General features: G+C 71.8%; 25 protein-coding genes. 13 read left to right on the top strand and 12 right to left on the bottom strand.

What is annotated here, in order from left to right:
• Window positions 1-65: 65 nt before the first annotated feature.
• The 3 genes from B4U46_RS22840 to B4U46_RS22830 are packed head-to-tail and all read left to right on the top strand — an operon-like array spanning window position 66 to window position 3,627.
• Complete coding sequence (locus B4U46_RS22840; protein WP_079429561.1) at window positions 66-590, top strand: PadR family transcriptional regulator; 525 nt, start codon at window positions 66-68, stop codon at window positions 588-590.
• Window positions 587-1,276 (top strand): ABC transporter ATP-binding protein, encoded by a 690-nt coding sequence (locus B4U46_RS22835; RefSeq protein WP_079429560.1) that lies wholly within the window; start codon window positions 587-589, stop codon window positions 1,274-1,276. Before B4U46_RS22840 ends, B4U46_RS22835 begins: the two co-directional genes overlap by 4 nt.
• Window positions 1,273-3,627, top strand: a complete 2,355-nt coding sequence (locus B4U46_RS22830) for an ABC transporter permease (protein ID WP_079429559.1) — start codon at window positions 1,273-1,275, stop codon at window positions 3,625-3,627. Before B4U46_RS22835 ends, B4U46_RS22830 begins: the two co-directional genes overlap by 4 nt.
• Window positions 3,628-3,663: 36 nt before the next feature.
• On the opposite strand, the gene B4U46_RS22825 is transcribed toward B4U46_RS22830, so the two are convergent.
• Window positions 3,664-4,611, bottom strand: coding sequence for a hydrogen peroxide-inducible genes activator (locus B4U46_RS22825; RefSeq protein WP_079429558.1), 948 nt, complete (start codon window positions 4,609-4,611; stop codon window positions 3,664-3,666).
• Between the two features lie 135 nt (window positions 4,612-4,746).
• On the opposite strand from B4U46_RS22825, the gene B4U46_RS22820 reads away from it, so the two are divergent.
• Together B4U46_RS22820 and B4U46_RS22815 are read left to right on the top strand one after the other, a co-directional pair.
• Window positions 4,747-5,301, top strand: coding sequence for a peroxiredoxin (locus B4U46_RS22820; protein ID WP_079429557.1), 555 nt, complete (start codon window positions 4,747-4,749; stop codon window positions 5,299-5,301).
• Between the two features lie 3 nt (window positions 5,302-5,304).
• On the top strand, window positions 5,305-5,844 hold the full coding sequence (locus tag B4U46_RS22815) for an alkyl hydroperoxide reductase (RefSeq protein ID WP_079429556.1): 540 nt from the start codon (window positions 5,305-5,307) through the stop codon (window positions 5,842-5,844).
• Window positions 5,845-5,934: 90 nt separating this feature from the next.
• Here B4U46_RS22815 and B4U46_RS22810 read toward each other — a convergent pair whose 3' ends face one another.
• From B4U46_RS22810 to B4U46_RS22790, 5 genes are all read right to left on the bottom strand, one after another.
• Window positions 5,935-6,621 (bottom strand): hypothetical protein, encoded by a 687-nt coding sequence (locus B4U46_RS22810; RefSeq protein ID WP_079429555.1) that lies wholly within the window; start codon window positions 6,619-6,621, stop codon window positions 5,935-5,937.
• The gene (locus tag B4U46_RS22805) at window positions 6,618-7,946 is read right to left on the bottom strand and encodes an AI-2E family transporter (protein WP_079429554.1); all 1,329 of its coding nucleotides are present in this window, start codon (window positions 7,944-7,946) and stop codon (window positions 6,618-6,620) included. Before B4U46_RS22805 ends, B4U46_RS22810 begins: the two co-directional genes overlap by 4 nt.
• 119 nt (window positions 7,947-8,065) lie before the next feature.
• Window positions 8,066-8,788, bottom strand: a complete 723-nt coding sequence (locus B4U46_RS22800; protein ID WP_079429553.1) for a transglycosylase SLT domain-containing protein — start codon at window positions 8,786-8,788, stop codon at window positions 8,066-8,068.
• Window positions 8,789-9,196: 408 nt separating this feature from the next.
• The gene (locus tag B4U46_RS22795; protein WP_079429552.1) at window positions 9,197-10,513 is read right to left on the bottom strand and encodes a PhoH family protein; all 1,317 of its coding nucleotides are present in this window, start codon (window positions 10,511-10,513) and stop codon (window positions 9,197-9,199) included.
• 386 nt (window positions 10,514-10,899) lie between these two features.
• Window positions 10,900-11,661: an isoprenyl transferase gene (locus B4U46_RS22790; RefSeq protein WP_079429551.1), complete on the bottom strand. Its 762-nt coding sequence runs from the start codon at window positions 11,659-11,661 to the stop codon at window positions 10,900-10,902.
• A 129-nt stretch (window positions 11,662-11,790) separates the two neighbouring features.
• On the opposite strand from B4U46_RS22790, the gene mgrA reads away from it, so the two are divergent.
• Entirely contained in the window at window positions 11,791-12,828 is a 1,038-nt protein-coding gene (gene mgrA / locus B4U46_RS22785) for an L-glyceraldehyde 3-phosphate reductase (protein WP_079429550.1), read from the top strand.
• Between the two features lie 131 nt (window positions 12,829-12,959).
• Here mgrA and B4U46_RS22780 read toward each other — a convergent pair whose 3' ends face one another.
• Complete coding sequence (locus B4U46_RS22780; RefSeq protein WP_079429549.1) at window positions 12,960-13,754, bottom strand: prepilin peptidase; 795 nt, start codon at window positions 13,752-13,754, stop codon at window positions 12,960-12,962.
• A gap of 177 nt (window positions 13,755-13,931) precedes the next feature.
• On the opposite strand from B4U46_RS22780, the gene B4U46_RS22775 reads away from it, so the two are divergent.
• Both B4U46_RS22775 and B4U46_RS22770 read left to right on the top strand, forming a co-directional pair.
• Window positions 13,932-14,315 carry a DUF192 domain-containing protein gene (locus tag B4U46_RS22775; RefSeq protein ID WP_079429548.1) on the top strand — a complete coding sequence of 128 codons (384 nt, stop codon included), beginning with the start codon at window positions 13,932-13,934 and terminating at the stop codon, window positions 14,313-14,315.
• A gap of 200 nt (window positions 14,316-14,515) precedes the next feature.
• On the top strand, window positions 14,516-15,133 hold the full coding sequence (locus B4U46_RS22770) for an SMI1/KNR4 family protein (protein WP_079429547.1): 618 nt from the start codon (window positions 14,516-14,518) through the stop codon (window positions 15,131-15,133).
• Here the strand turns inward: B4U46_RS22770 and B4U46_RS22765 are convergent.
• Complete coding sequence (locus B4U46_RS22765; protein WP_079429546.1) at window positions 15,130-16,131, bottom strand: beta-propeller fold lactonase family protein; 1,002 nt, start codon at window positions 16,129-16,131, stop codon at window positions 15,130-15,132. The two genes, B4U46_RS22770 and B4U46_RS22765, sit on opposite strands and share 4 nt — an antisense overlap.
• 377 nt (window positions 16,132-16,508) lie before the next feature.
• On the opposite strand from B4U46_RS22765, the gene B4U46_RS22760 reads away from it, so the two are divergent.
• Window positions 16,509-17,738, top strand: coding sequence for an extracellular solute-binding protein (locus tag B4U46_RS22760; protein WP_079431929.1), 1,230 nt, complete (start codon window positions 16,509-16,511; stop codon window positions 17,736-17,738).
• A 170-nt stretch (window positions 17,739-17,908) separates the two neighbouring features.
• Here the strand turns inward: B4U46_RS22760 and B4U46_RS22755 are convergent, their stop codons facing one another.
• Entirely contained in the window at window positions 17,909-18,535 is a 627-nt protein-coding gene (locus B4U46_RS22755) for a hypothetical protein (protein ID WP_079429545.1), read from the bottom strand.
• Between the two features lie 182 nt (window positions 18,536-18,717).
• Here B4U46_RS22755 and B4U46_RS22750 point away from each other — a divergent pair, with 182 nt between their 5' ends.
• On the top strand, window positions 18,718-19,848 hold the full coding sequence (locus B4U46_RS22750) for a serine hydrolase domain-containing protein (RefSeq protein ID WP_107438302.1): 1,131 nt from the start codon (window positions 18,718-18,720) through the stop codon (window positions 19,846-19,848).
• Window positions 19,849-19,867: 19 nt separating this feature from the next.
• Here B4U46_RS22750 and B4U46_RS22745 read toward each other — a convergent pair whose 3' ends face one another.
• The 3 genes from B4U46_RS22745 to B4U46_RS22735 all read right to left on the bottom strand — a co-directional run bounded on the left by B4U46_RS22745 (window position 19,868) and on the right by B4U46_RS22735 (window position 22,935).
• Window positions 19,868-20,188: a hypothetical protein gene (locus B4U46_RS22745; protein WP_079429544.1), complete on the bottom strand. Its 321-nt coding sequence runs from the start codon at window positions 20,186-20,188 to the stop codon at window positions 19,868-19,870.
• Between the two features lie 139 nt (window positions 20,189-20,327).
• Entirely contained in the window at window positions 20,328-21,167 is an 840-nt protein-coding gene (locus tag B4U46_RS22740) for a polysaccharide deacetylase family protein (RefSeq protein ID WP_079429543.1), read from the bottom strand.
• A gap of 187 nt (window positions 21,168-21,354) precedes the next feature.
• Window positions 21,355-22,935 carry an MDR family MFS transporter gene (locus B4U46_RS22735; protein WP_079431927.1) on the bottom strand — a complete coding sequence of 527 codons (1,581 nt, stop codon included), beginning with the start codon at window positions 22,933-22,935 and terminating at the stop codon, window positions 21,355-21,357.
• A 128-nt stretch (window positions 22,936-23,063) separates the two neighbouring features.
• On the opposite strand from B4U46_RS22735, the gene B4U46_RS22730 reads away from it, so the two are divergent.
• From B4U46_RS22730 to B4U46_RS22720, 3 genes are all read left to right on the top strand, one after another.
• The gene (locus B4U46_RS22730; RefSeq protein ID WP_079429542.1) at window positions 23,064-23,657 is read left to right on the top strand and encodes a TetR/AcrR family transcriptional regulator; all 594 of its coding nucleotides are present in this window, start codon (window positions 23,064-23,066) and stop codon (window positions 23,655-23,657) included.
• Window positions 23,658-23,835: 178 nt separating this feature from the next.
• Entirely contained in the window at window positions 23,836-25,494 is a 1,659-nt protein-coding gene (ctaD, locus tag B4U46_RS22725; protein ID WP_079431926.1) for a cytochrome c oxidase subunit I, read from the top strand.
• Complete coding sequence (locus B4U46_RS22720) at window positions 25,484-25,873, top strand: cytochrome c oxidase subunit 4 (protein WP_079429541.1); 390 nt, start codon at window positions 25,484-25,486, stop codon at window positions 25,871-25,873. The genes ctaD and B4U46_RS22720 overlap by 11 nt, the downstream gene beginning before the upstream one ends.
• The last annotated feature ends 4 nt before the right edge of the window (window positions 25,874-25,877 follow it).

The raw sequence follows: 25,877 nt of genomic DNA, 5'->3' as shown, positions 1-25,877 counted from the left end.
CGCGGGAAAATCCGCCGACCGCCTTCTATACACCGTGCGTATACACCCCGTGTATAGTCGCCGCCATGTCCATCGGCCACACCCTGCTCGGCCTCCTGGAGGCCGGCCCGCGCCACGGCTACGACCTCAAGCGCGCCTTCGACGAGAACTTCGGCCACGACCGGCCGCTCGCCTACGGGCAGGTCTACTCGACCATGTCCCGCCTGCTGAAGAACGGCCTCGTCGAGGTCGACGGGATCGAGAGCGGCGGCGGCCCCGACCGCAAGCGCTACGCCATCACCGACGCCGGGATCACCGACGTCGCGCAGTGGCTCTCCCAGCCGGAGAAGCCGGAGCCCTACCTCCACTCCACCCTCTACACGAAGGTGGTCCTCGCGCTGCTCACCGGCCGCAGCGCGAACGGTCTGCTCGACACCCAGCGCGCCGAACACCTGCGCCTGATGCGCATCCTGACCCAGCGCAAGCGCAAGGGCGACCTCGCCGACCAGCTGGTCTGCGACCACGCCCTGTTCCACCTGGAGGCCGACCTGCGCTGGCTCGAACTCACCTCCGCCCGCCTGGACCAGCTCGCCCGGGAGGTGCGCCGATGACGGCCCCCGCCGGCTCCCTCCTCGTCGCCACCGGCCTGCACAAGGCCTACGGCACCACCAGGGCCCTCGACGGCGCCGAGTTCTCCATCCACCCCGGCGAGGTCGTCGCCGTCATGGGCCCCTCCGGCTCCGGCAAGTCCACGCTCCTGCACTGCCTCGCCGGGATCGTCGCGCCCGACTCCGGCAGCGTCACCTACGACGGCCGCGAGCTCACCGCCCTGGGCGACGCCGAGCGCAGCGCCCTGCGGCGCAGCCAGTTCGGCTTCGTCTTCCAGTTCGGTCAGCTCGTCCCCGAGCTGACCTGCGTGGAGAACGTCGCGCTGCCGCTGCGCCTGGCCGGGGTCAGGCGCAAGGAGGCCGAGGCCACCGCCCTGGGCTGGATGGAGCGGCTCCAGGTCGAGGACACCGGCGCCAAGCGCCCCGGCGAGGTCAGCGGCGGCCAGGGCCAGCGCGTGGCCGTGGCCCGCGCGCTGGTCACCCGGCCCCGGGTGGTCTTCGCGGACGAGCCCACCGGCGCCCTGGACTCCCTCAACGGCGAACTCGTGATGCAGCTGCTCACCGAGGCCGCCCGGGCGGCGAGCGCCGCCGTCGTCCTGGTCACCCACGAGACCCGGGTGGCCGCCTACTCCGACCGGGAGATCGTCGTGCGTGACGGCCGCACCCGGGACATGGAGCGCGCCCTATGAGCACGCTCCGGGCCTGGGCCCGGGACCTGGCCCTCGGGGCACGCTTCGCCTTCGGCGGCGGACGCCAGGGGTGGACCCGCACCCTGCTCACCGGTGTCGGCGTCGGCCTCGGCGTCGCACTGCTGCTGATCAGCACGGCGGTACCGGGGGCGCTGACCGCCCGGCACGAACGCGAGGACGCCCGTTCCCTGCTGGGCGCCACCGAGGCCGCCGCGCCCGGCCGGGACACGCTGCTGATCGCCCGCATCGACCAGACCTACCGCCACCTGAAGATCGGCGGCCGGGTGCTGCGCGCGGAAGGCCCCGACGCGCCCGTGCCGCCGGGGCTTCAGAGCGTCCCGAAGGCCGGCGAGATGGTGGTCTCCCCCGCCCTGAAGCAGCTGCTGGCCTCCCCGGAAGGGGCGGGGCTGCGCGAGCGCCTGGGCGCCGAGATCACCGGGACCGTCGCCGACCGCGGCCTGACCGGCCCGGCCGAACTCCTCTTCTACCTGGGCGACTCCACCCTGCCGGCCATCGGACCGGGTGAGCACCGGATCCAGCGGATCACCGCCTTCGCGGGCGAACCGGAGCCGCGCGGCCTCGACCCGGTGCTGATGCTGCTGGTCGTCCTGGCCTTCGTCGCACTGCTGACACCCGTCGCCGTCTTCGTCGCCGCCGCCGTCCGCTTCGGCGGGGAGCGGCGCGACCAGCGGCTCGCCGCGCTGCGCCTGGTGGGCGCCGACAGCCGTACGGTGCGCCGCATCGCGGCCGGCGAGGCCCTGTCGGGAGCGCTGGCCGGACTGGTGCTGGGTGCGGGCTTCTTCCTCGTCGGCCGCGCCCTGGCGGAGTCCCTCTCCTTCCGGCAGCGCAGCGTCTTCCCGCACGACCTGGACCCCTCGCCGTGGCTGGCCCTGCTGGTGGCGCTGGCGATGCCGGCGGCGGCCGTGGCCGTCACCGTGTTCGCCCTGCGGCGGGTGGTCATCGAGCCGCTGGGCGTCGCCCGGACGGCCGCGCCGCGCCGGCGCCGCGTGTGGTGGCGGCTGCTGCTGCCGCTCGCCGGGCTGGGTCTGCTCGTGCCGCTGGGCGGACAGGACGACGAGCACCGCGACTTCAACCGCTGGCAGGTCGGCGGTGGGGTGGTGCTGTTGCTGGTCGCCGTCACCGTGCTGCTGCCGTGGCTGCTGGAGCGGACCGTCGGACGGCTCTCGGGCGGACCGGCCTCCTGGCAGCTGGCCGTCCGGCGGCTCCAGGTCGACAGCGGCGGCGCCGCCCGCATGGTCAACGGGATCGCGGTCGCGGTGGCCGGGGCCATCGCCCTCCAGATGGTCTTCACCGGCGTCGAGGAGGACTACGAGCGGCCCACCGGCCAGGACCCCGGCCGGGCGACCGTGTCGGTCCTGATGCACATGGGCACGGAGTCCCGCGTCGACGCCCTCGCCGGGGAACTCGCCGCGGCGCCGGGGGTCGTCAGGGCCGTCGCGCTGACCGACGTCCAGGCGGCGCGGGCCATCCCGGCCGACGGCCAGAGCGTACGGGTCACCGTCGGCACCTGCGAGGCCCTGCGGGAGGTCGCCGAGCTCGGGGACTGCGCCGAGGGCGACGCCTTCGCCCTCTCCGGCGGCGGGATCTCCCCCACCGGGGAGCCGCTCACCCCCGCACCCGGGGAGCGGCTGTACGCCGGCAACATCACGAGCTACGGCATGCGGGAACTGGCCGCCGAGAAACCCGTCGAGTGGACCGTGCCCGCGGGCGCCCGTACGGTGCGCCCCGTCGTGGACCCGTTCGGGGCCCTGCGGGACGGGCTGCTGGTCACCCCGTCGGCCGCGCCGAAGAACCTGGGCAGCTGGCCGGGCGCCCACGTCTTCGTGCAGGCCGACGAGTCCCGGCCCGACGCCCTCGACGCGATCCGCACGGCGGTGTTCAAGGCGGAGCCGTTCGCCACGGTGACGCCCCTGCGCAAGACCTCCGAGAACTCCTCGTACACGACGATCCGGACCGGGCTGTTCTTCGGCGCGGCGGGCCTGCTCGTGGTCATCGGCACGAGCCTGCTGGTGGCGCAGCTGGAGCAACTGCGCGAGCGCCGGAGGCTGCTGGCCGCCCTGGTGGCCTTCGGCACGCCGCGCCGGACCCTGGGCCTGTCCGTGCTGTGGCAGACGGCGCTCCCGATCGGGCTCGGGCTGTCGCTGGCGACCGGCGCGGGCCTCGCCCTGGGGTCCACCCTGCTGTGGGTCACCGGCCGGCCGGTGCGGGTCGACTGGGCCTCCGTCCTGGCCCTGGCCGGAGCCGGGGCGGGCGTGGTCGCGGCGGTCACCCTGCTGAGCCTGCCGCCCCTGCTGCGCCTGATGCGCCCGGACGGCCTGCGGACGGAGTGACCCCCGGGCCCCGTGCGCCCGTTCCCGGAAGGCCCCTCAGTCGGTGGGCCACACCGGGAGCGGGCGCACCGCTTCGCGCAGGGCGCCCGCGATGGCCCGGAACTCCTCCTGCCGGGCGGTCCCGGTCCGCATGGCCAGGGCGATCCGCCGCGAGGGGGCCGGCTCGGCGAAGTAGCCGGTGGCCAGGGCCTCGTTGCGGGCCGTCTCCAGCCGCAGCGCGGTGCGCGGCAGCAGGGTCACCCCGAGGCCGCCGGCGACCAGCTGGACCAGCGTGGACAGTCCGGCGGCGGTGGTGGTGACGTCCGCGCCGGCGGTGCGTCCGGCCTCACGGCAGATGTCCAGGGCCTGGTCGCGCAGGCAGTGCCCCTCGTCCAGCAGCAGCAGTTGCAGGCCCCGCAGTTCCTCGCGCGGGATGTCCCGGCGCCCGGCCAGCGGGTGGTCGCGGGGGGCCAGCAGTACGAAGTCCTCGTCGAAGAGGGGGAGTTCGCACACGCCGGGCACGCCCAGCGGTACCGCGAGCAGCAGCAGGTCCAGCCGTCCGGCGGCCAGCCCCTCCAGCAGGGAGGCCGTCTGCTCCTCGTGGACCTGGAGGTCCATCCGGGGGTAGCGCCGGTGGAAGAGCCCGAGCACGGTCGGCAGCAGGTACGGGGCGACGGTGGGGATCACCCCGAGCCTCAGCACCCCGGTGAACGGGGCCCGTACGGCCTCGGCCTCCTCCAGCAGCCCGCCCAGCGCGTCGAGCACGCCCCGCGCCCGGACCGCGATCCGCTCGCCCGCCGGGGAGAGCAGCACCTTGCGGGTGGTGCGTTCCAGCAGCTGCACCCCGAGGGCCTCCTCCAGCGCGGAGACGGCCCCGGAGAGCGCGGGCTGGCTCATGCCGATCGCCGCGGCGGCGTCCCGGAAGTGCAGGTGCTCGGCGACCGCCGCGAAGGCGCGCAGCTGCGCCAGCGTCGGTTGCTTCTGTCCTCTACTACTCACAGCCACTGATAGGTACCTCCGATCACCCGCAACAAGACTAGCTATTTCCCTAATCAATGCAGCTGTGCCAGCATGTGAGATCAGTCCAACCCCCTCGGAAAGCCCCCAAAAGGGTCACTTTCCATTCCGCAAGGAGAGTTCGTGCTCACTGTCGGTGACAAGTTCCCCAGCTACGACCTGACCGCCTGCGTCTCGCTCGAAGCCGGCAAGGAGTTCGCGCAGATCGACCAGAAGACCTACGAGGGCAAGTGGCGCGTCGTCTTCTTCTGGCCTGCTGACTTCACCTTCGTGTGCCCCACCGAGATCGCCGCGTTCGGCAAGCTGAACGACGAGTTCCTCGACCGCGACGCCCAGATCCTCGGCGTCTCCGGCGACTCCGAGTACGTCCACCACGCCTGGCGCAAGGACCACGCCGACCTGCGCGACCTGCCCTTCCCGATGCTGGCCGACTCCAAGCACGAGCTGATGCAGGCCTGCGGCATCCAGGGCGAGGACGGCTTCGCCCAGCGCGCCGTCTTCATCGTGGACCCGAACAACGAGATCCAGTTCTCGATGGTGACCGCCGGTTCCGTGGGCCGTAACCCCAAGGAGGTCCTGCGGGTCCTCGACGCCCTGCAGACCGACGAGCTGTGCCCCTGCAACTGGAACAAGGGCGAGGACACCCTGAACGCCGGCGCCCTGCTGGCCGGTGAGTGACGGATGTCCCTCGACTCCCTCAAGTCCGCCATACCGGACTTCGCCAAGGACCTGAAGCTGAACCTCGGTTCGGTCATCGGCAACCAGGACACCCTCACCCAGCAGCAGCTGTGGGGCACCGTCCTGTCCTGCGCGATCGCCGCCCGCTCCCCGCGCGTCCTGCGTGAGCTGGAGCCCGAGGCCAAGGCCGCGCTGTCCCCGGAGGCGTACAACGCCGCCAAGTCCGCCGCGGCGGTCATGGCGATGAACAACGTCTTCTACCGGACCCGGCACCTGCTCTCCGACCCGGAGTACGGCACGCTGCGCGCGGGCCTGCGGATGAACGTCATCGGCAACCCGGGCGTGGAGAAGGTGGACTTCGAGCTCTGGTCGCTCGCGGTCTCCGCCATCAACGGCTGCGGCCAGTGCCTGGACTCGCACGAGCAGGTCCTGCGCAAGGCGGGCGTGGACCGCGAGACGGTCCAGGAGGCCTTCAAGATCGCCTCGGTGATCCAGGCCGTCGCCGTCACCCTCGACGCCGAAGCGGCCCTGGCCGCCGAGTAGCCGGCGGTCGCAGCCTCACCCGTACGAGTGGACCTCGTACTCCCCCGCGCCCCGCGGCCCTTGCGGCCGCGGGGCGCGGCGCGTTCCCGGCTACTGCCGCAGCCGGGCCAGCAGGCCGCGGACGTCCTCGACCATCGCCGCCTTGACCGCGTCCTCGTCGACCTTGTCCCCGGCGTCGGCGGCGCCCCTGGTCCACCAGGCGACGGTGAGGGTGACCACCGTCCCGCCGTCGAGCACCTGGAGCCGGGGCGACTGCGCTGCACCGGAGAAGAACGCCCGCTCGCCCAGCCCGGACACCTGCTCGGTCGCCAGGGGCATCGCGTACAACGCCAGTTCCGGGACCACGCCGAACTCCGGCCCCGGGTCGGTCTTCTTGTGCAGCTCGACCATGAGCTGGGCGTTGGACATGAAGGGCTGGCCCTCCTTGCTCCCGTCTGCGAAGCAGCTCGACCAGTCCAGGGCGGGGGTCTCCCCGTGCTTCGGCACACCGCCGCCCAGGCCGCCGAGGACCGCCCCGACGGCCTTCAGCGGGGTCTCCGCGCACAGTTGCTCGCTGTGCCGGTAGCGGATCGGCGGCCCGCTCTCGCCGTAACGTTCCTGCACGACCAGGCCCCCCGCGAACACCGCGCAGGCCACGAGCGCCCCGCCCAGCGCCCAGCGCCAGTGCGCCGCCCGTAAGGCCCGGTCGGGCCCCGCCGCGGCGGCGGCGCCGTCGGCGGCGGAGTGCTCGGGCTGCTGTGAGGACCACTCGCCCTCGATCTCGGGCTCGCTGATCATCCCCGGCCCTCCCGCTCGGCGGCCTGTACGGCGGTGGCCCCGTGCGGCGCGGGCCCGGTCGGGGAGGGGGGTGCCAGGCGCCGCTCGCGCGAGTAGGCGCGCAGGTAGACGACCACGGTGTTGGTGACGGCGACCAGCGGCACGGCGACGACCGCGCCGCCGATGCCGGCGATCATCCCGCCGGCGGCGACCGACAGCACCACCGCGAGCGGGTGCACCCGTACGGCCCGGCCCAGGATGAAGGGCTGGAGCACGTGCCCCTCGATCTGCTGGACGGCCAGCACGACCAGCAGCACCATCAGGGCGGCGAACGGCCCCTGGGTCACCAGGGCCACGACCACCGCCAGGGCGCCGGACACCACCGCGCCGACGAGCGGGATGAAGGCGAAGAGGAAGATGAACACGGCGAGCGGGACCGCCATCGGCACCTTGAGGAAGTAGATGCCGAGGCCGATGAACACGGCGTCGATCAGGGCGACCAGCACCGTGCCGCGCACGTACGCGGTCAGGGTGCGCCAGGCGCGCGGGCCGGCTCCGGCGACGCCGGGGCGGGCGGCGGACGGGACCAGGCCGAGGACCCAGCTCCAGATCTTCTGGCCGTCGTAGAGCAGGAACAGCGTCGAGAACATCGCGAGCAGCATGCCCGTCAGCACCTCGACGAGCACCGTCACGCCCTGCAGGCCGGCGGAGGTGATCTGCTCGGTGTTGGTGCCGATGGTCTCGCTGAGGTTCTTCGCGATGTCGTTGATCTGCTTCTCGGTCACGTGGAACGGACTGTCCAGTGCCCAGCTCTTGAGCTCGTTGATGCCCTCGCGCAGCCGGTTGGAGAGGTCGTCGAGGTTCTCCATGACCTGCCAGACCACGAACCAGCCGACCAGCCCGATGACGACGAAACCGAGGATCGCGGTGACGGCCGTGGCCAGGCCCCGCGGCAGCCCGATCCGGCGCAGCCGGACCACGAACGGCTGGAGCAGCGCGGTGACGAGGAGGGCGGCGGCGAAGGCGAGGACGACCAGGCGGACCTCGCTGATCACCTTCATCAGCACCCAGACCATCCCGGCGAGCAGCAGCAGCCGCCAGCTGGCCTCGGCGGCGACGCGCACCCCCCAGGGGATGACGGCCACCGGGTCGGGCCGGACGGGCGGCGGGGGTTCCTCGGGGCCGGCCGGGGCCGGCGCCCCGGGGGCGGCCGCGGCCGGGAGGGGCAGCGGCTCCACGTCGGCCTCGGCCTCCGCCTCGACCTCGGCCCGCCGCTCGTCCAGGCGCGCCTCCATCCGGCTCAGCCCTCTGCCGAGCCGGCCGAGCCAGCCCGTCATCTTCGCCATGTCGTTCCCTTCCCCCGCCCCGCGGCCACGCCTCGCACGACCGTACACGCGAGGAACCCCACACCGTAGGACGGTGTGGGGTTCCCCCGGGTTGTGCGCGGGCGGTGTCCGCCGGGCCTCTAGTACCAGCCGTTGGCCTGGTGGAAGCTCCAGGCGCTGCACGGGCTGCCGTAGCGCTCGTTCATGTAGCCCAGGCCCCACTTGATCTGGGTGGCCGGGTTGGTGCGCCAGTCCGAACCGGCCGAGGCCATCTTCGAGCCGGGGAGCGCCTGGACCAGGCCGTAGGCGCCCGACGAGGAGTTCACGGCCTGGTAGTTCCAGGTGGATTCCTCGTTGATGATGTTGGAGAAGCACTGGAACTGGCCCGAGGGGACCAGCTGCCGGGCGATGTCCTTGACCTGGGCGACCGTGTAGGAGCCCTGGACCGGGAAGTCGCCCGCGTCGCGCGTGGCCGAGCGGCTGGCGATGCCCTCCGCGGCGTCGCGCTCGTCCTTGAGCTTCTTGGCGTCCGCGTCCTTCTTCTCCTGCTCCGCCTTCTGCGCGTCCGCCTTCTTGGACTTGGCGTCCTCGGCGGCCTGGATGCGGGCGGCCTCCTCCGCCGAGCGCTTGGCGTCGGCGTCGGCGGCGTGGGCGATGGCGTCGGCCTGCTGGGCCAGGGACCCGCTCTGGACCTGGGCCTGCTCGCCGACCGGAACGTCAGTGAGGAGAGTCGCTCCGGACGCGGTCGTCTCGAGGTCGTTCGAGGTGGCGGCATCGCCAGTGGCGACGCCGACGACTGCGCCGACGGTGGTGACCGCGGTGGCCGAAGCCACTGCGAACCCCCGGACCGAGATCCGGCTCACACGGTGTCCTTCCAGCAGCGTCCGCAGTGACCGCGCGGGCGCAAGAGTGCCCCTTCGACACTGGACTCCGTGGTGTTCTGGTCACTGGAGACACGGGCCCGAGGACAACTCCCCTGCGGGAGCTGCCGCGTGAAACCGGGCGGCATACGGTCAACGGCTGTGGAGTTGTGGTGCTGCGCGTATCCCCAACAGGAGATACAGGAGTGCCGTATGCGGGGCCTGACGGAAAACAGACTCTGCCGGACCTCGACGCCGCAAGGCAATTCCGCGTTGCGTGTTAAAGGTCACATCAGGCAGGACGCCGCTGTTTTGGTCAAAGCCCTGTGCGGAACGACGCCGTCCGGCTAGGCTCCTGCGCCTTTGCCGGACGGCGTCAACTCGACGTCCCCCTATGGGGGATTTGGGTGATCAGAGCGTTTCGAGCATCTCCGTGACGAGTGCGGCGATCGGGGAGCGCTCGGAGCGGGTGAGCGTGACGTGGGCGAAGAGCGGATGCCCCTTCAGCTTCTCAACGACGGCGACCACTCCGTCGTACCGGCCGACCCGGAGATTGTCCCGCTGGGCCACGTCATGGGTCAGAACCACCCGCGAATTGGCGCCGATACGGGACAGAACGGTCAACAGGACGTTGCGCTCCAGGGACTGGGCCTCGTCCACGATCACGAAGGCGTCGTGCAGCGAACGGCCGCGGATGTGCGTGAGCGGCAGGACCTCCAGCATCCCGCGGTTCAGTACCTCTTCGATGACCTCGCGCCCGGCGACCGAGGAAAGGGTGTCGAACACCGCCTGGGCCCAGGGGCTCATCTTCTCGGACTGGTCCCCGGGCAGGTAGCCGAGCTCCTGGCCGCCCACCGCGTACAGCGGCCGGAAGACCATCACCTTCTGGTGCTGGCGGCGCTCCAGGACCGCCTCCAGGCCCGCGCACAGCGCCAGCGCCGACTTTCCGGTGCCGGCCCGGCCGCCCATCGAGATGATCCCGATCTCCGGGTCGAGCAGCAGGTCCAGTGCGATGCGCTGCTCGGCGCTGCGGCCGTGCAGCCCGAAGGCGTCGCGGTCGCCCCGCACCAGCCGGACGTTGCCGTCGGCGGTGACCCGGCCCAGGGCCTTGCCGCGCTCGGACTGGAGGATCAGACCGGTGTGCACCGGCAGTTCGGCGGCCTCCGGGACGTAGAGCCGCTCCTCGGAGTAGAGGAGGTCGACCTGCTCCCCGGAGAGCGCGAGCTCGCTCATGCCGGTCCAGCCGGCGTCGGTGATGGCCAGCTCCGCCCGGTACTCCTCGGCCAGCAGGCCCACGGAGGACGCCTTGATGCGCAGCGGGAGGTCCTTGGACACGACCGTGACGTCGTAGCCCTCGGCCTGGAGGTTGCGGGCGACCGCGAGGATGCGCGAGTCGTTGTCCCCCAGCCGGAATCCCGCCGGCAGGACGCCGGGATCGGAGTGGTTGAGCTCGACACGCAGGGTCCCGCCCAGATCGCCCAGCGGAATGGGGGCGTCGAGGCGGCCGTGGCGGACCCGGAAGTCGTCGAGCAGGCGCAGGGCCTGACGGGCGAAGTAGCCGAGCTCGGGGTGGTGCCTCTTCGCCTCCAGCTCGGTGATCACCACGATCGGGAGCACGACCTCGTGCTCGTCGAAACGGGTGATCGCGTTGGGGTCTGCCAGCAGGACGCTGGTGTCGAGGACGTAGGTCCGCCTGTCGGACAGGCGGCGCTTAGTGCTGGTCACCACGGAAGGACGTACCCCCTCGGAAGAGGTCGGGCCATGAAGACCGGACCGGTCAACGGCACCTGTGCCAGGGCCGCTTTCCGGCCCTCCAATCCGTCCGTGCGAACCGCACGCTCGTCCTGGTGCAAAGGGCCTCCCGGGCGGACGGCCCGTTGCCGTCCGCTGAGACTCGACACCCGTGGATCGGGCATCGACCTGCAAGGCTTATGCCCTTGAACGGGGCCGCCCATGCCATGGCATATGACGGACGCTCGGTGAAGCCCAGGTGAAGGCTCGACGAAGGGGACGGGCGGGACCGGAGTGGCTCCGAGGGGTTTCGGCCCCCGGGGGATCCTCGGGGGCCGGGGGCCCGGGGGGGCCGCCCGGGACGGGCGGGGATCCTCCGGGTGTCAGGTCCCGAACCGGCGGTGCCGGGCGGCGTAGTCGCGCAGGGCGCGCAGGAAGTCGACCTTGCGGAAGGCCGGCCAGAAGACCTCGCAGAAGTAGTACTCGGAGTGGGCGCTCTGCCACAGCATGAACCCGGACAGCCGCTGCTCGCCGCTGGTGCGGATCACCAGGTCGGGGTCGGGCTGGCCGCGCGTGTAGAGGTGCTCCGCGATGTGGTCGATGTCCAGGACCTCGGCGAGCTCCTCGAAGGAGGTGCCCTTCTCGGCGTGCTCCAGCAGCAGCGAGCGGACCGCGTCGGCGATCTCCTGGCGGCCGCCGTAGCCGACGGCGACGTTGACCAGTATCCCGCCGATGTCGTGCGTGGCCTGCTCGGCCTCCTTCAGCACGGTCTGCGTCCGGGACGGCAGGATGTCCAGGTTGCCCACGTGGTGGACGCGCCAGCGGCCGTCCTCGGCGAGGCCCTTGACGGTGTTCTCGATGATGTTGAGCAGCGGGAGGAGCTCGCCCTCGGGGCGGTCCAGGTTGTCCGTGGAGAGCATCCACAGCGTGACGACCTCGACGTCCGTCTCGGTGCACCAGCCCAGCAGCTCGGAGATCTTGTCGGCGCCGGCCTGGTGGCCCTGCACCGTCGAACTTCCGGACGCCTTGGCCCAGCGCCTGTTCCCGTCCAGGATGACGCCGATGTGCTTGGGCGACGCGTCATGGTCGAGGCGACCTTCCACCCGGCGTGCGTAGAGCTTGTACACCAGGTCGCGCAGCTTCACGATCTTCCAGCCCCTCCGTGCAATGCCCCCGTACGAATTGCGGTCTCCCCCGAGTCCCCGCCACATTACTGCGCGGCGGGATCGGGTACCCAACTCGGTAGGTCACAAGTCCGTGATAGCAAGGACAACGTGACTGATACCAATCCCTATCGGGCAGACCACTCCCGCTACGATTCCATGCCCTACCGGCGCACGGGCCGCAGCGGTCTCAAGCTCCCCGCCATCTCCCTCGGCCTCTGGCACAACTTCGGCGACGACAAGTCCCTGGAGTCCCAGCGGTCGATCCTGCGCCGCGCGTTCGACCTCGGCGTGACCCACTTCGACCTGGCCAACAACTACGGCCCGCCGCCCGGCTCCGCCGAGCTGAACTTCGGCAAGATCTTCGCCCAGGACTTCGCGCGCCACCGCGAGGAGCTGGTCCTCTCCACGAAGGCCGGCTACCTGATGCACCCCGGCCCGTACGGCGAGTGGGGCAGCCGCAAGTACCTGCTCGGGTCGCTGGACGCCTCGCTGAAGCGGATGGGCGTCGACTACGTCGACATCTTCTACTCGCACCGGTTCGACCCGGAGACCCCGCTGGAGGAGACCATGGGCGCGCTCGCGTCCGCGGTCCAGCAGGGCAAGGCGCTGTACGTCGGCGTCTCCTCGTACACGGCGGAGCAGACCGCCGAGGCCGTGCGGATCCTGCGGGAGATGGGCGTGCGCCCGCTCATCCACCAGCCCTCGTACTCCATGATCAACCGCTGGACGGAGGAGGACGGGCTGCTGGACACCCTGGAGGAGTCCGGCATGGGCTGCATCGCCTTCGCGCCGCTCGCGCAGGGCCTGCTGACCGGCAAGTACCTCCACGGCATCCCGGAGGACTCGCGGGCCGCGGCCGGCAAGTCCCTGAACCCGGCGCTGCTGTCGGAGGACGTGGTGCGGCGGCTGCGCGGCCTGAGCGACATCGCGGCCCGCCGGGGCCAGTCGCTGGCCCAGCTCGCGCTGAACTGGGTGCTGCGGGACGACCGGATGACTTCGGCGCTGATCGGCGCGTCGAGCGTGAAGCAGCTGGAGGAGAACGTGGCCGCGCTGGCCGGGGCTCCGCTGTCTGAGCAGGAGCTGAAGGAGATCGACTCCTTCGCCGTCTCCACCCCCGGCACCAACATCTGGGCCCAGCGCGGCTGACCTGCGCTTTTGCCCGCGCGGGAAGGGAAAAGGAAAACGGGCCGGTCCGTGGGGGGGATACGGACCGGCCCGAGGGGGGGGTTCCACCATAACCCTTCGTAAAGCGTCCTGCGTGCATCGGCGCAGAATGATTACGCTCCGAATCCGCCCAGGAGCACTCCGGTGAGGGCTCCGGCGGCCATGAAGGGCCCGAAGGCGAAGCCCGTCTTGCGGGTCGCGCGGCTGGTCAGCAGCGCGGCGAGGCCGTATACGGCCCCGTAGAGCAGCCCGAGGAAGGCCCCGGCGGCCCATACCCCCCACCCGTACCACCCAAGAGCGACCCCCAGGGGGAGCGCGAGCTTGACGTCGCCGAGGCCCATGCCGGCGGGGTTGATCAGGAACAGCAGGAGGTACGCCGCCCCGAGCGCGGCCCCGCCGAGCAGGGCCCCCCGCCAGGTGCCCGCGGCGCGCGGCAGGAGGGCGGCGACGCCGAGCAGGGCGGGGGTGGCGGCGGCGAGGGGCAGGGTGAGCACGTCGGGCAGCCGGTGCACGGCGAGGTCGACCATCCCGAGCACCACGAGGAGCGGCGCCAGCCCGGCGAAGACCGCCGCTTCGGGCCGGACCCCCGTGGCGGCGGCCAGCGCCGCGCAGACGGCCGCGCAGACGGCGGCGGGGGCCCACGGGCCGGCGCCGCCGCGCCGGCGGCCCGGCCCCGGGCCCGCGGGGCCGCCGCCCCGGCCGGCTTCGGCGGGGCCCTCGCAGGCCGGGGCGTGGCGGCCCCGGGGGCAGGGGGTGCGGCCGAGCCATCCGGGGACGGGGTGCCCGTGGGGGCAGTGGGTGCGCCAGGGGGCGCCGGGCTCCACGGACAGGCGGTAGGCGGCGCGGGGGAGCCCGAGGCCGGTGGCTGCGCCGTACGCGGCGGCGAGGATGATCACGACTACGCCCATCCGCCGACGGTAGGCCCCTGCCCCCGGGCGGGGATGGGCCCTGGGACCCCTTCTCGTCACCGCTGCGCGGGGCTCGCCCCTCCCCGCCCTTCCACCGTTCCCAGGGGCTCCGCCCCTGACCTCGCGAGGCTGGGCGTTCGCACCCCGCGCCGGGTCAACGGAATCTAGGGTGGGGCCATGGGCTATCAGGATGGCGCCGGGGTCCTCCGGTTCGGGGACGCCGCGATCCCCCTCGAGATCGCCGCCTCCTACCGCGCCCGGACGAGGGGGCTCCTGGGGCGCGACGGGGTGGAGGGGGCCCTCCTGCTCACCCCCGCCGCCGGCGTGCACACCTTCCGCATGCGCTTCCCCATCGACGTCGCCCACCTCGACCGGCGCCTGCGCGTCATCGCCGTGACCACCATGCCCCCGAACCGCCTCGGCCTCCTGCGCCCCCGCGCCCGCCACGTCCTGGAGGCGGAGGCCGGGGCGATGGCCCGCTGGGGGCTGCGCCCCGGCGCCACAGTCACGCTGGAGCGCTACAACACACCTAGGTCGTCTCTTTCGGATCTTGCCGGTTAAGCCCGCGTCGTCCGGTGCCGGGCATCGGCGCGTTGGCGGGGCGCCCTTGTACTGGACGTACTCGGGTGCTCCGCCAAGGCGGCGAGGTGCGGTGCCGGGCGGCGCGGGCCAGGCGAGATCCGGAAGAGAGGGCCTAGGTCACGGCGCGCCCGGGCGGTAGGTTGGGGCGGTTGAGGTGGGGTGTCAGGGGAGCGGCGGGCATGACGGAGAACGCGCGGGTCAAGGCGCTTGAGCAGATCATGCCGGCGACGCACGGCGCCGACGAGGACATCGACTGGCAGGCGGCCGAGGCCGTCTGGGGCACCCGTTTCCCCTCCGACTTCGTCGCCTTCATGGGTCGTTTCGGCGCCGGTTCCATCAACGGCGAGGCCGGGATCCTGCTGCCCCTGCCGAAGCCGGGGCTCCAGTGGGACCCGGCCGAGATGGCCGAGGAGACCGCCAACGCCCGGCAGGCCTGGGAGGCCGGGGGCGGCCGGGCCGCCTTCGACGCGGACCCGGAGTCGATCATCGCCTGGGGGGTCACCGCCGGCGCCGACATCCTGTGCTGGCTCACCACCGACGCCGACCCGGACCGCTGGCCGGTCCTCGTCGTCGGGCGGCACACCGCGGACGCCTTCGCGGTGTACCCGTACGGCATGGCCGAGTTCCTGCTGCGGATGTGCTCCGACGAGTTCGACGTGAGCCCCGTCGGCCTCACCTTCTGGGACGGCGGCCACCTCAGCTTCGTGCACTGGCGCAAGGCCCAGCGCCGCTGGCAGGAGGGCCGCAACCCCGAGACGGGCGAGCCCGACCCGTACGCCGGCGAGTTCGCCGACTAGGGCTCGAGAGGGGACACCGCCACGCCCGTCGGCCCGTCGCCCACCCCCACCGTCCGCGTCACGCGCCCCGTCGAGGTGTCGACGACCGACAGGGTGTCCGAGTCGAAGTTGCTCACGTACACCCGCGAGCCGTCCGGGCGGACGGCCAGGCCGTTGGGGCCTCGGCCCACCGCGACGGTCCCGATGACGGCACGGGCGCGGGTGCTGATCACCGACACGTCGTCCGACCCGATGTCGGCGACGTACACCCGGCGGCCGTCCGGCCGCACCCCGATCCCCGCGGGCTGGTCCCCGACCGGGATGCGGGCCTCTTCCACGCCCCGGCGGACGTCGACCACCGACACGTCGTCCGAGGCCAGGTTGGAGACGTACAGGCTGCGGCCGTCGGGGGTGAGCACCAGGGCGGTCGGGCCGGCGCCGACGCGGATGGTGCCGGTGACCCTTCCGGTGGCGGTCCGGACCACCGAGACGGTGCCGGACGCGGCGTTGGCGACGTAGAGGGTGCGTCCGTCGGGTGTCACGGCCACGCCCAGCGGGGAATCGCCCACGGCGATGGTGTCCGTCACGGCGAGCGTGCGGGCACTGATCACGGAGACGGTGTCCGCCGCGACATCGGCGACGTAGACGCGCCGGCCGTCGGGAGAGACCGTCACCCTGCTCGGTTCGTCCCCGACGGCGACGGTGGCGACGACCGTCCTGGTGCGGGCGTCGACCACCGACACGGTGTCCGCCGCGGAGTTGGTGACGTAGACGCGGGAGCCGTCCGGGCTCACGGCCACGCTGTCCGGTCCGCGCCCGACCGGAACGGCGTCCACGACCCTGCCGGTGCCGGCGTCGACGACCGACAGCGTGTCGGAGTTGAGGTCGGCGACGTAGACCAGAGCGCGGGCCCCCGGCCGGCCGGCGGACGCGCCGGCCGGGTCCGCCGGTCCCAGCAGTGCCGCCGCCACACAGAGCACGACGGCCGCTCGCCGCCCCGCGTCCCGATGTCCCGTCACGCGGCCACGCTAGGGCCGCAGGGCGGAAAACCCGCGTCAGGCTCGCGCCCGGGACACCCGGACGGCAGAAGCCCGCTTCCGGAAGGAAACGGGCTTTTCGGCAGGTCTACGCGCGTCCGATTTCATTGCCGCATATTCGAAGACACAAATGCGGAAAAGGCTTTTTAGAGCATTGAACACAAGTGCCGCCCCAGTGGAAACAACTCCGCCGCCTTCAGGAGAGAATTCCGGCCAGGACGGGCCACGGCGGGACACCCCAGCCCGGAGCAACTCATAAGTAATATCCGGACTCAAAAGAAAATCAGGGGTATCCACCCGTGCGACGAAGAATATTCGGTGCGACCGCCGCCGCGACCGTGTTCGGCCTGCTCGTACCGCTGTCCGCCTGCGGATCTTCCGCCGGAGGCACAGGTGGTGGCGGTACGCTGCACCTGGTGGCCGCAGAATACGGCGACTCGCCGGCCACCAGCTCCAAGTCTTTCTGGGACAAGGTGACGAAGGATTTCACCGCCGCCAACCCGGACATCAAGGTCCAGGTGCAGCTCCTGCCCTGGGCCGACATCGACCGCGAGGTCTCCCGTATGGTCAAGGCCGGCAATGCGCCGGACATGGCGCTGATGGGCTCGTACTCGGACTTCGCGGCCCAGGGAAAGCTGTATTCCGCGGATGAACTGCTCTCCATCAGCGCGGAGGCGGACTTCCTCCAGCCGCTCGCCGAGGCCGGCTCCGTCGGCAACACCCTCTACGGCCTGCCGTTCGTGGCGTCCAGCCGTCTGCTCTTCTACAACGACACCCTGTTCAGGCAGGCCGGAATCACCTCGGCACCGAAGACCTGGTCCGATCTGACGGCCGACGCCAAGGCGCTCAAGGACAAGGGCGTGAAGTACCCGATCGCCCTGCCGCTGGGCCCCGAGGAGGCGCACGCCGAGGCGATGATCTGGGAGCTGAGCAACGGCGGCGGGTACGCCGACAACAGCGGCAACTACAGCCTGGCCTCCGACCAGAACATCGCGACCTTCCGCTGGCTCAAGGACAAGCTGGTCACCCCGGGCCTCACCGGCCCGACCCCGCCGTCGCAGCTCAACCGTGCCGACGCCTTCGCCGCGTTCCTGCGCGGCGAGGTCGGCATGGTCAACGGCTACCCCTCGCTGCTCCACGAGGCCCGCGCCAAGGGCATGACCGTCAACGCCGTCCCCATGCCGGTCTCGGACAACCTCGGCTCGGGCGAGACCCCGCCGACCGTGGGCGTGGCCGACTGGATGATGGCGTTCAAGCAGAACGGGAAGCGGGCGGAGATCGGCAAGTTCCTGGACTACGTCTACCAGGACAAGAACCTGTCGGACTTCGCGGGCCGCTACCACCTGCTGCCGTCGACGGTCTCGGCCTCCCGCACCCCGTCGGGCGGCGGCCTCGACCGCAACGACGAGCAGTTCCTGACCGCCCTGCGCGGCGCGCAGCTCTACCCGGTCAACGACCCGTCCTGGGTGACGGTCAGCGACACCATCAAGCGCAACATCGGCCACGCCGTCGACGCCAACGGCGATGCCAAGTCGGTGCTGGAGGGCATCGCCGCGAAGGCGGCCGAGGCGGGCCGGAAGAACGGCTGAAAGACGCAAGGGGACGGGACCGGCGGACCCTTCGGCCCCCCTCACGCGCCGTCCCCGTACGGCAGAATGGCCTACGGCCCTCGATCCGGGAGCCGTGGCCCCGTCGCCCGACGAGCACCCACAAGGCGCTCAGGGCGACAGGCCTCCTTAGGGGCCGGATCCCCGGGCGGCTACCTCCCCGCGTGCTCCGCCGCGAACGCCGTCCGGTACTGCTCGCAGCTGGAGTTCCAGCGCAGCGTGCCGCCCACCCTCGCGTAGCCCGGGCGCTCGATCGTCCACTCCACCGTGTAGTCGCCGGTGTCGCACGCGATCCGCTTGTTGCCCGCGATCTTCTGACGGCCCGTCGCCGCCTGGCCGGCGAGCTCCTTGTGCACCTCCGCGACCGCGGTGTGCCGCGCGTCGCGCAGTACGGCGTGCAGGGTGAGGGGGTGCTTGCCGTTCTTCGTGGTCAGGCCCTTGTTGACCAGCACGTCGGAGACCGTCCAGGCGAACTCGTACGAGGGCAGCCAGGCCAGCGTGTCCGGGTCCCCGGTCTTGCGCTCCCATTCCGGGGCTCCCGCGGGCCCGGGCCGGGTGACGGTCTCGTACTGCACCCCCGGGTGGAAGCGGGCCTCCCCCTCCACCTTGTGCTTCTGGTCCTTGCTCCACGCCTTCCCGCTCCCGACCGGGTCCTGGGGGAGGTTCCCCTTGCCGTCGCCCTTGCCGTCGGCGGCGGTGGCGGCCGCCTGGCCGAGGACGGGGGTGAGGGCCGCGACGGCGGCGACGACGGTGAGGGCGGTGGTGCGGGTGCGCTTCATGCCCGGTCCAACGGCGCCCGCGGCGGGGCCGGAACGTCACCGGGCCCGCGTTCACCCGTACGTGAGCGGGGCGCGCGGGCACAGCTGACAGATTCCGGCCGGGGGAGGCATATCAACCGACCGTCTTCTGGTTGTCTGTGCACGAACAGCGAAATGATCTACGGATGGTTATGGGGGATGTCATGAGCGTGACGGTCGAGGGGACGGTCGAGGCGGGCTGGGAGCCGGTGCGGGAGGCCTTCGAGGCCTTTGTGGCGGCGGAGCCCCACTCCCCGGAGGCCCAGCTGGCGGTGCGTCACCACGGCCGGACCGTGGTGGACCTGTGGGGCGGCGAGGAGACCGACGGAGACACCCTGAGCGGGGTCTTCTCCATCACCAAGGGTGCCGCGCACCTGGTGGTGGCGCTGCTGGTGCAGGAGGGCGTGCTCGATCTGGACCGGCCGGTGTCGGAGTACTGGCCGGAGTTCACGGGCCACGGCAAGGAGAAGCTGACGGTGCGGCAGCTGGTCGCGCACGGCTCCGGGCTGATCGCCGTGGACGCGTTCTCCTACGAGCTGATCGCGGACGACGCCCTGGTGGCGGCCGCGCTGGCCGGGCAGGAGCCGCACTGGGAGCCGGGGACGGCGTACGGCTACCACGCCTTCGTGATCGGCGCGCTGACCGGTGAGGTGGTGCGCCGGGTGACGGGCCGTTCGGTCCAGGAGGTCTACGAGGAGCGGGTGCGGGCGCCGTACGGGCTGGACCTGTACATGGGGCTGCCGCAGGAGCTGGAGCCCCGCTGGAAGCCGGTGCTGGAGATGCTGCCGACGCCGGCGCAGCTGGAGGCGCTGGCGGCGGCCGGGCCGATGCCGGAGCTGATGCGGATCGCCTTCAACATGCACCAGGACCCGCCGATGGACATGGTGGCGTACGCCAACCACCCGAAGGTGAAGGCCCTCGGCCCGGCTTCGGCGGGCGGCGTCGGCACGGCGCGCGGTGTGGCGGCGCTGTACGCGGCGGCGATCAGCGGGCTGGAGGACCGGCCCGCGCTGCTGAAGCCGGAGACGGTGGCCGAGGTCGCGCGGCTGCACACGCCGGGCCAGGACGCGGTGGTGCCGCAGGCGGACCACTTCGGGCTGGGCTTCGAGACCCAGCCGCTGGTCGGGCCGGAGGCCTTCGGGCACTGCGGTGCGGCGGGCGCCAACGGGTTCGCCGACCCGGTGACGGGGATCGCGTACGGGTACACGCGCCGCCGCTTCGGCTTCCCGGGCGGGCTGGCCCCGGAGAACGGGCCGCTGACGGCTGCGGTGCTCCAGGTGGCGCGGGGGCTGTAGTCCCCCGGGCGCCCCGGCGTCAGGCCTGGCCGGTCTCGAAACGGCTGACGCGGCCGTCCTCGACGGTGAACCGCCAGGCGGTGCGCATGGCGCCCCAGGTGTCGTTGCGGTAGTCGGCGACCAGGGAGCGCCCGTCGTCGGCCTCGGACATGACCTCCATGCGGCCGTTGGAGGAGAAGATCTCCCGCTCGGCCCAGTCGCCCAGGTCGCGGTCGCTGCCGTCGTCGGACATGGTGGCGCCGGGGGTCAGGGCCGCGGCGAAGGCGTCCTTGTCGTTCGCGTTGACAGCGGTGACGAAGGCGCGGACGGCGGGGTCGGTGAGCTCGTTCGCGGGGATCACGGGGGCCTCCTGGCGGGTTCGGGCGTACGGGGCGGCGTGCGCGACCAGGGAACACCGTGGGCGGGGCCGGGGCGCAGACCTTCACCCGTCCGGCGGGCGGCGGCGTGTCCGTGCCGGTGCCGGCGGCGGCGGCGGCGGTTCAGGGGGCGGTGCGGACCGGGAAGCCGGTCGGCCGCCCCTGGTCCTTCAGCCAGGCCAGTACCTGGTCGAGGGCGGCGACGGTCTGCCGGCGGTCGCCTCCCCCGTCGTGGAAGAGGACGGTGGGGCCGTTGCCGATCTCGCGCTTGACGTTGGCGACGATGGCGGCGGTGCCGGGCTTGCCGAAGTCCTTGGTGTCGACGTTCCAGCCGAGGGGGCGCATCCCGGCGGCCGCGGCGATGCGCCGGCTGTCGGGGGTGAAGGCCCCTCCGGGAGCGCGGTAGTACTCGACCTTCGCGGCGCCGCCCGCGGCCTCCTCGATCAGCTTCTTCGCGTCGAGGATCTGCGCCTCCTGGTAGGCGACGGGCTTCTTCGCCATGGTCGTGTCGTGGTCCATGGTGTGGTCGCAGAGCCGGTGTCCGGCCGCGACGACCTGCCTGACCAGGTCGGGGTGGGCCTTGGCCTGCGGGCCGATCATGCAGAAGACGGCCTTCACGTCGTACTTGGCGAGGACGTCGAGGACCTGGGGGGTCCAGCGGGGGTCGGGGCCGTCGTCGATGGTGATGTTGACGGCGTTCCCGCCGGCCTCCGAGGCGTGCGCGATGCCGTCGGGCACGGCGGAGGAGGGTGCGGGCGAGGAGGGTGCGGGCGTCGTGCCGGAGCCGCCGCCCCGCTTCCCGTCCGCCGGGGCGGCTCCGGCGCCTGACGCGTTGTCATGGACGGGGTGGTCCGCGCCGGCGGGGAGCAGGGTGGTGACCCCCCACACGGTGGCGGCGACGGCTGCGGCCGAGGCCGCGACGGCTATCCGGGCTCGGAGGCTGTGCTTCTGCGTGCGCGTCATGTGGATCAGGACGCCTTCGAACCTGAGAAGGTTCCCCCGTAATTGCCCTATAAATTCCAGGTAATCGGGACTTTGGTCCTTTATGGCCACTCTCGGCACGGGGGTCCCCCAGGCCCCTGGGGACACGCGAAGAGGCGGGCGGGTCCCGGGAAGTCCCGGGCCCCACCCGCCTCTTGGGCGGTGCGTGTCAGTGCGCGAGCGAGTCCGCCGGGGAGGCGGCGGCCTTGGCGTTGGCGCCGCCGGCCTGGGCCGGGCCGGCGCCCCGCAGCGGGACCTCCTTGACGAACCAGGCGAGCGCGAAGCCGAGTACGGCGATCGCCGCACCGAGCAGGAACGCCGAGTGCGTGCCGGCGGCCACCGCGTGCTGGTAGGCGTCGCGGACGGCCTCGGGGAGCTTGGCCAGGCTGGCCGCGTCGAGCTGGGCGGAGCCGGCGGCCCGGGCGGCCTGCGGGCCGAGGCGCTCGGACATGGTGTCGGTGACCCGGGAGGTGAACAGGGAGCCCATCAGGGCCACGCCGAAGGAACCGCCGAGGGTGCGGAAGAGGGTGGCCGAGGAGGAGGCGACGCCCATGTCCTTCATGTCCACGCTGTTCTGCGCGACCAGCATGGTGATCTGCATCAGGAAGCCGAGGCCGGCGCCGAGGACGGCCATGTAGAGGCCGGAGACCAGGCGGGTGGTGCCGGTGTCCATGGTCGCGAGGAGGAACAGGCCGACGACCATGAGGGCGCCGCCGACGATCGGGAAGACCTTGTACTTGCCGGTGCTGGTGGTGATGCGGCCCGCGACGAGCGAGACGACCATCATCGAGAGCAGCATCGGCAGGAGCAGCAGACCGGAGTTGGTGGCCGAGGCGCCCTGGACCGCCTGCTGGAAGAGCGGGAGGTAGAGCACGCCGCCGAACATGGCGAAGCCGACGAGGAAGCCGATGACGGACATCAGGGTGAAGTTGCGGCTGCGGAAGATGTGCAGCGGCATGACCGGCTCGGCGGCCTTGGTCTCGGCCCACAGGAAGGCCGCGATGGCGAGGACGCCGGCCACGATCAGGCCGATGATCTCCCCGGAGCCCCAGGAGTACTCGGTGCCGCCCCAGGTCGTCACGAGGACGGTCGAGGTGATGGCCACGGTCAGCAGCGCGGCACCCAGGTAGTCGATCTTCCCCTGGGCCTTCTTCTTCGGCAGGTGCAGGACCGCACTGACCATCGCGAGGGCGACGGCACCGAGCGGGAGGTTGATGTAGAAGGACCAGCGCCAGCCCATGTGGTCGGTGATGGTGCCGCCGACCAGCGGGCCGCCGATCATGGCGAGGGCCATCACGCCGGCCATCATGCCCTGGTACTTGCCGCGCTCACGGGGCGGGATCAGGTCGCCGATGATCGCCATGACACCGACCATCAGACCGCCGGCGCCCAGGCCCTGGATGGCGCGGAAGCCGATGAGCTGGCCCATGTCCTGGGCCATGCCGCTGAGGGCGGAGCCGATGAGGAAGATGACGATCGAGGTGAGGAAGGAGCCCTTGCGCCCGTACATGTCGCCGACCTTGCCCCAGATGGGGGTGGAGGCGGCGGTGGCCAGGGTGTAGGCGGTGACCACCCAGGAGAGGTGTTCGAGGCCGCCGAGCTCACCGACGATGGTCGGCATCGCGGTGCCGATGATCATGTTGTCGAGCATCGCGAGCAGCATCGCGATCATGAGGGCCATCAGGACGACGCGTACGCTGCGCGGCTTCACCTCCTCCGCCTGTGCGGCCTGCTTCACTGCGTCGCTCATGTCCACTCCCCGTGACCGATCTCTTCATTCCCCTGCGCGGACACTTACTTGCCGCCCGGCTAGTTCACTACACTGGGGAAGGTAGACGCGTCACTAGCCGGGCGTCAAGTAAGTTCGTGGGGAGACACATGTCCAGCAGCTCCAGCGGCACGGGACCGCAGGCCAAGCGCGGCAACACGCGCCAGCGCATCCAGGAGGTCGCGCTGGAGCTCTTCGCCGAGCAGGGGTACGAGAAGACCTCGCTGCGCGAGATCGCGGAGCGGCTGGAGGTCACGAAGGCGGCCCTCTACTACCACTTCAAGACCAAGGAAGACATCATCATCAGCGTCTTCGAGGACCGCACGCGGCCCGTCGACGAGCTGATCGAATGGGCGCAGGAACAGCCGAGGACGCTGGAGACCAAGCGCGAGATGCTGCGCCGCTACAGCGAGGCGATGGTCGCGGGCACGCAGCTGTACCGGTTCATGCACGAGAACCAGGCGACGATGCGCGAGCTGAGCATCGGGGAGATCGTCAAGAAGCGCATCTTCACCCTCGTCGAGCTGCTGCGCACGGAGGACGGGCCGCTGGCGGACCAGGTGCGCTGCGTGAGCGCCCTGTTCACGCTGCACGCGGGGATGATGTTCCTCCAGCACGTGGACGAGGCCGACCCGGAGGCGACCCGGCTGGCGGCCCTGGAGGTCGCCACCGACCTCATCACCCGCGCCCACGGCGGGCAGTAGCCGCCCACCCCTGCAGGGCGGGCCCCGGCTCCCCCGGGCGGGGGATACGGGGCCCGCGCCGGGGCGGGCCCCGGCGCGTCGGGCGGGCGACGGGACGAGGGGCCGGTAGTCGAAGGGAGTGCACGCTCGGCGGCGGGGCCGCGGGGCCGTGAAGCTGCGAGGCTCCCTGGAGGACCCGATGACGGCGCTGGACCCCTCACCCCCGCCGGAGACGGCGGCACGGACCCGACGGCGGGTCCGCCAGGGCTCGGCGGTGCTGCGCTGGCTGTCGACCACCGACCACAAGGTGATCGGCAACCTCTACCTGGTCACGGCCTTCTGCTTCTTCCTCTTCGCCGGGGTGCTGGCGCTGGCGATGCGGGCCGAACTGGCCCGGCCGGGGCTGCAGATCGTGTCGAACCAGCAGTACAACGAGCTGTTCACCGTCCACGCCACGATCATGATGCTGCTGTTCGCGACGCCGACCTTCACCGGTTTCGCCAACGCGGTGATGCCGCTGCAGATCGGGGCGCCGGACGTCGCCTTCCCCCGGATGAACGCCTTCACCTACTGGGTGTACCTCTTCGGCGGCCTGATGGTGGTCTCGGGGTTCCTGACCGCCGACGGCGCGGCGGCCTTCGGCTGGTTCGCGTACGCCCCGCTCAACGGGGCCGTCTACTCCCCCGGGACCGGCCCCGACCTGTGGGCGATGGGACTGGCCGTGGCGGGCCTGAGCACCATCCTCGGCGCGGTCAACTTCATCACCACGATCGTCTGCCTGCGCGCTCCGGGCATGACGCTGTTCCGGATGCCGATCTTCACCTGGAACGTGCTGTTCACGTCCATCCTGGCGCTGCTGGCCTTCCCCGTGTTCACGGCCGCCCTGCTGGCCCTGGAGGCGGACCGCAAGTTCGGCGCCCACGTCTTCGACGCGGCGAACGGGGGCGCGCTGCTGTGGCAGCACCTGTTCTGGTTCTTCGGGCATCCGGAGGTCTACATCGTGGCCCTGCCGTTCTTCGGCGTGGTCAGCGAGATCCTGCCCGTCTTCAGTCGCAAGCCCATGTTCGGCTACGTGTCCCTGATCGGGGCGACCATCGCCATCACCGGGCTGTCGGCGACGGTGTGGGCGCACCACATGTTCGCGACGGGCGCCGTCCTGCTGCCGTTCTTCTCCCTGCTGTCCTTCCTGATCGCCGTGCCGACGGGGGTGAAGTTCTTCAACTGGATCGGCACGATGTGGCACGGCTCGCTGTCCTTCGAGACGCCGATGCTGTGGTCGATCGGCTTCCTCGTCACCTTCCTGCTGGGCGGCCTGACCGGGGTGCTGATCGCCTCGCCCCCGCTGGACTTCCACCTGACCGACAGCTACTTCGTCGTCGCCCACCTGCACTACGTCCTCTTCGGCACGATCGTCTTCGCCACCTTCGGCGGGCTCTACTTCTGGTGGCCCAAGCTGACCGGCCGGATGCTGGACGAGCGGCTGGGCCGGCTGCACTTCTGGACGCTGTTCCCCGGCTTCCAGCTCACCTTCCTCGTCCAGCACTGGCTCGGCGAGCAGGGCATGCCGCGCCGGTACGCCGACTACCTGACGTCCGACGGGTTCACCCTCCTCAACACCCTCTCCTCGATCGGCGCCTTCCTGCTGGGGATCTCCACGCTGCCGTTCCTCTACAACGTGTGGAAGACCGCGCGCGAGGGCGAGCGGGTGACGGTCGACGACCCCTGGGGCTGGGGCCGCTCCCTGGAATGGGCGACGAGCTGCCCGCCACCGCGCCACAACTTCCACGCCGTGCCGCGGATCCGCTCGGAGTCCCCGGCCTTCGACCTGCACCACCCGGAGGTGCCCCGTGAAGGCTGAGGCCTGGCTGTTCACCGGAACGTCCCTGTTCTTCGGGGCCACCACCGTCGTCTACCGCTGGTTCTCCACCGACCCGGCGGGCAGCTCCGCGCTGTGCGTGTCCTTCATCATGTCGGGCCTGGTCGCCGCGTTCCTGTGGCGCCAGCACCGGCGGGGCGGGGAGCGGCCGGAGGACCGCGGGGACGCCGAGGTCCTGGAGGCCTCCGGCCGCCGGATCTTCTTCCCCGACCGCAGCTACTACCCCGTCCTGACCGCGGTCGGCGCCGCGCTGTCGGCGCTGGGGGTGGTGCAGGGGCTGTGGCTGTTCCTGATCGGCTTCGGGGTCCTGGCGGCGGGGATCTTCGGCTTCGCCTTCCAGAACCTCGACCACCCGGAGTAGGGCC

Origin of the sequence: Streptomyces katrae (assembly GCF_002028425.1) — a bacterium.
Taxonomy (GTDB): domain Bacteria; phylum Actinomycetota; class Actinomycetes; order Streptomycetales; family Streptomycetaceae; genus Streptomyces; species Streptomyces katrae_A.
This window is presented reverse-complemented; position numbering and strand designations above follow the sequence as displayed.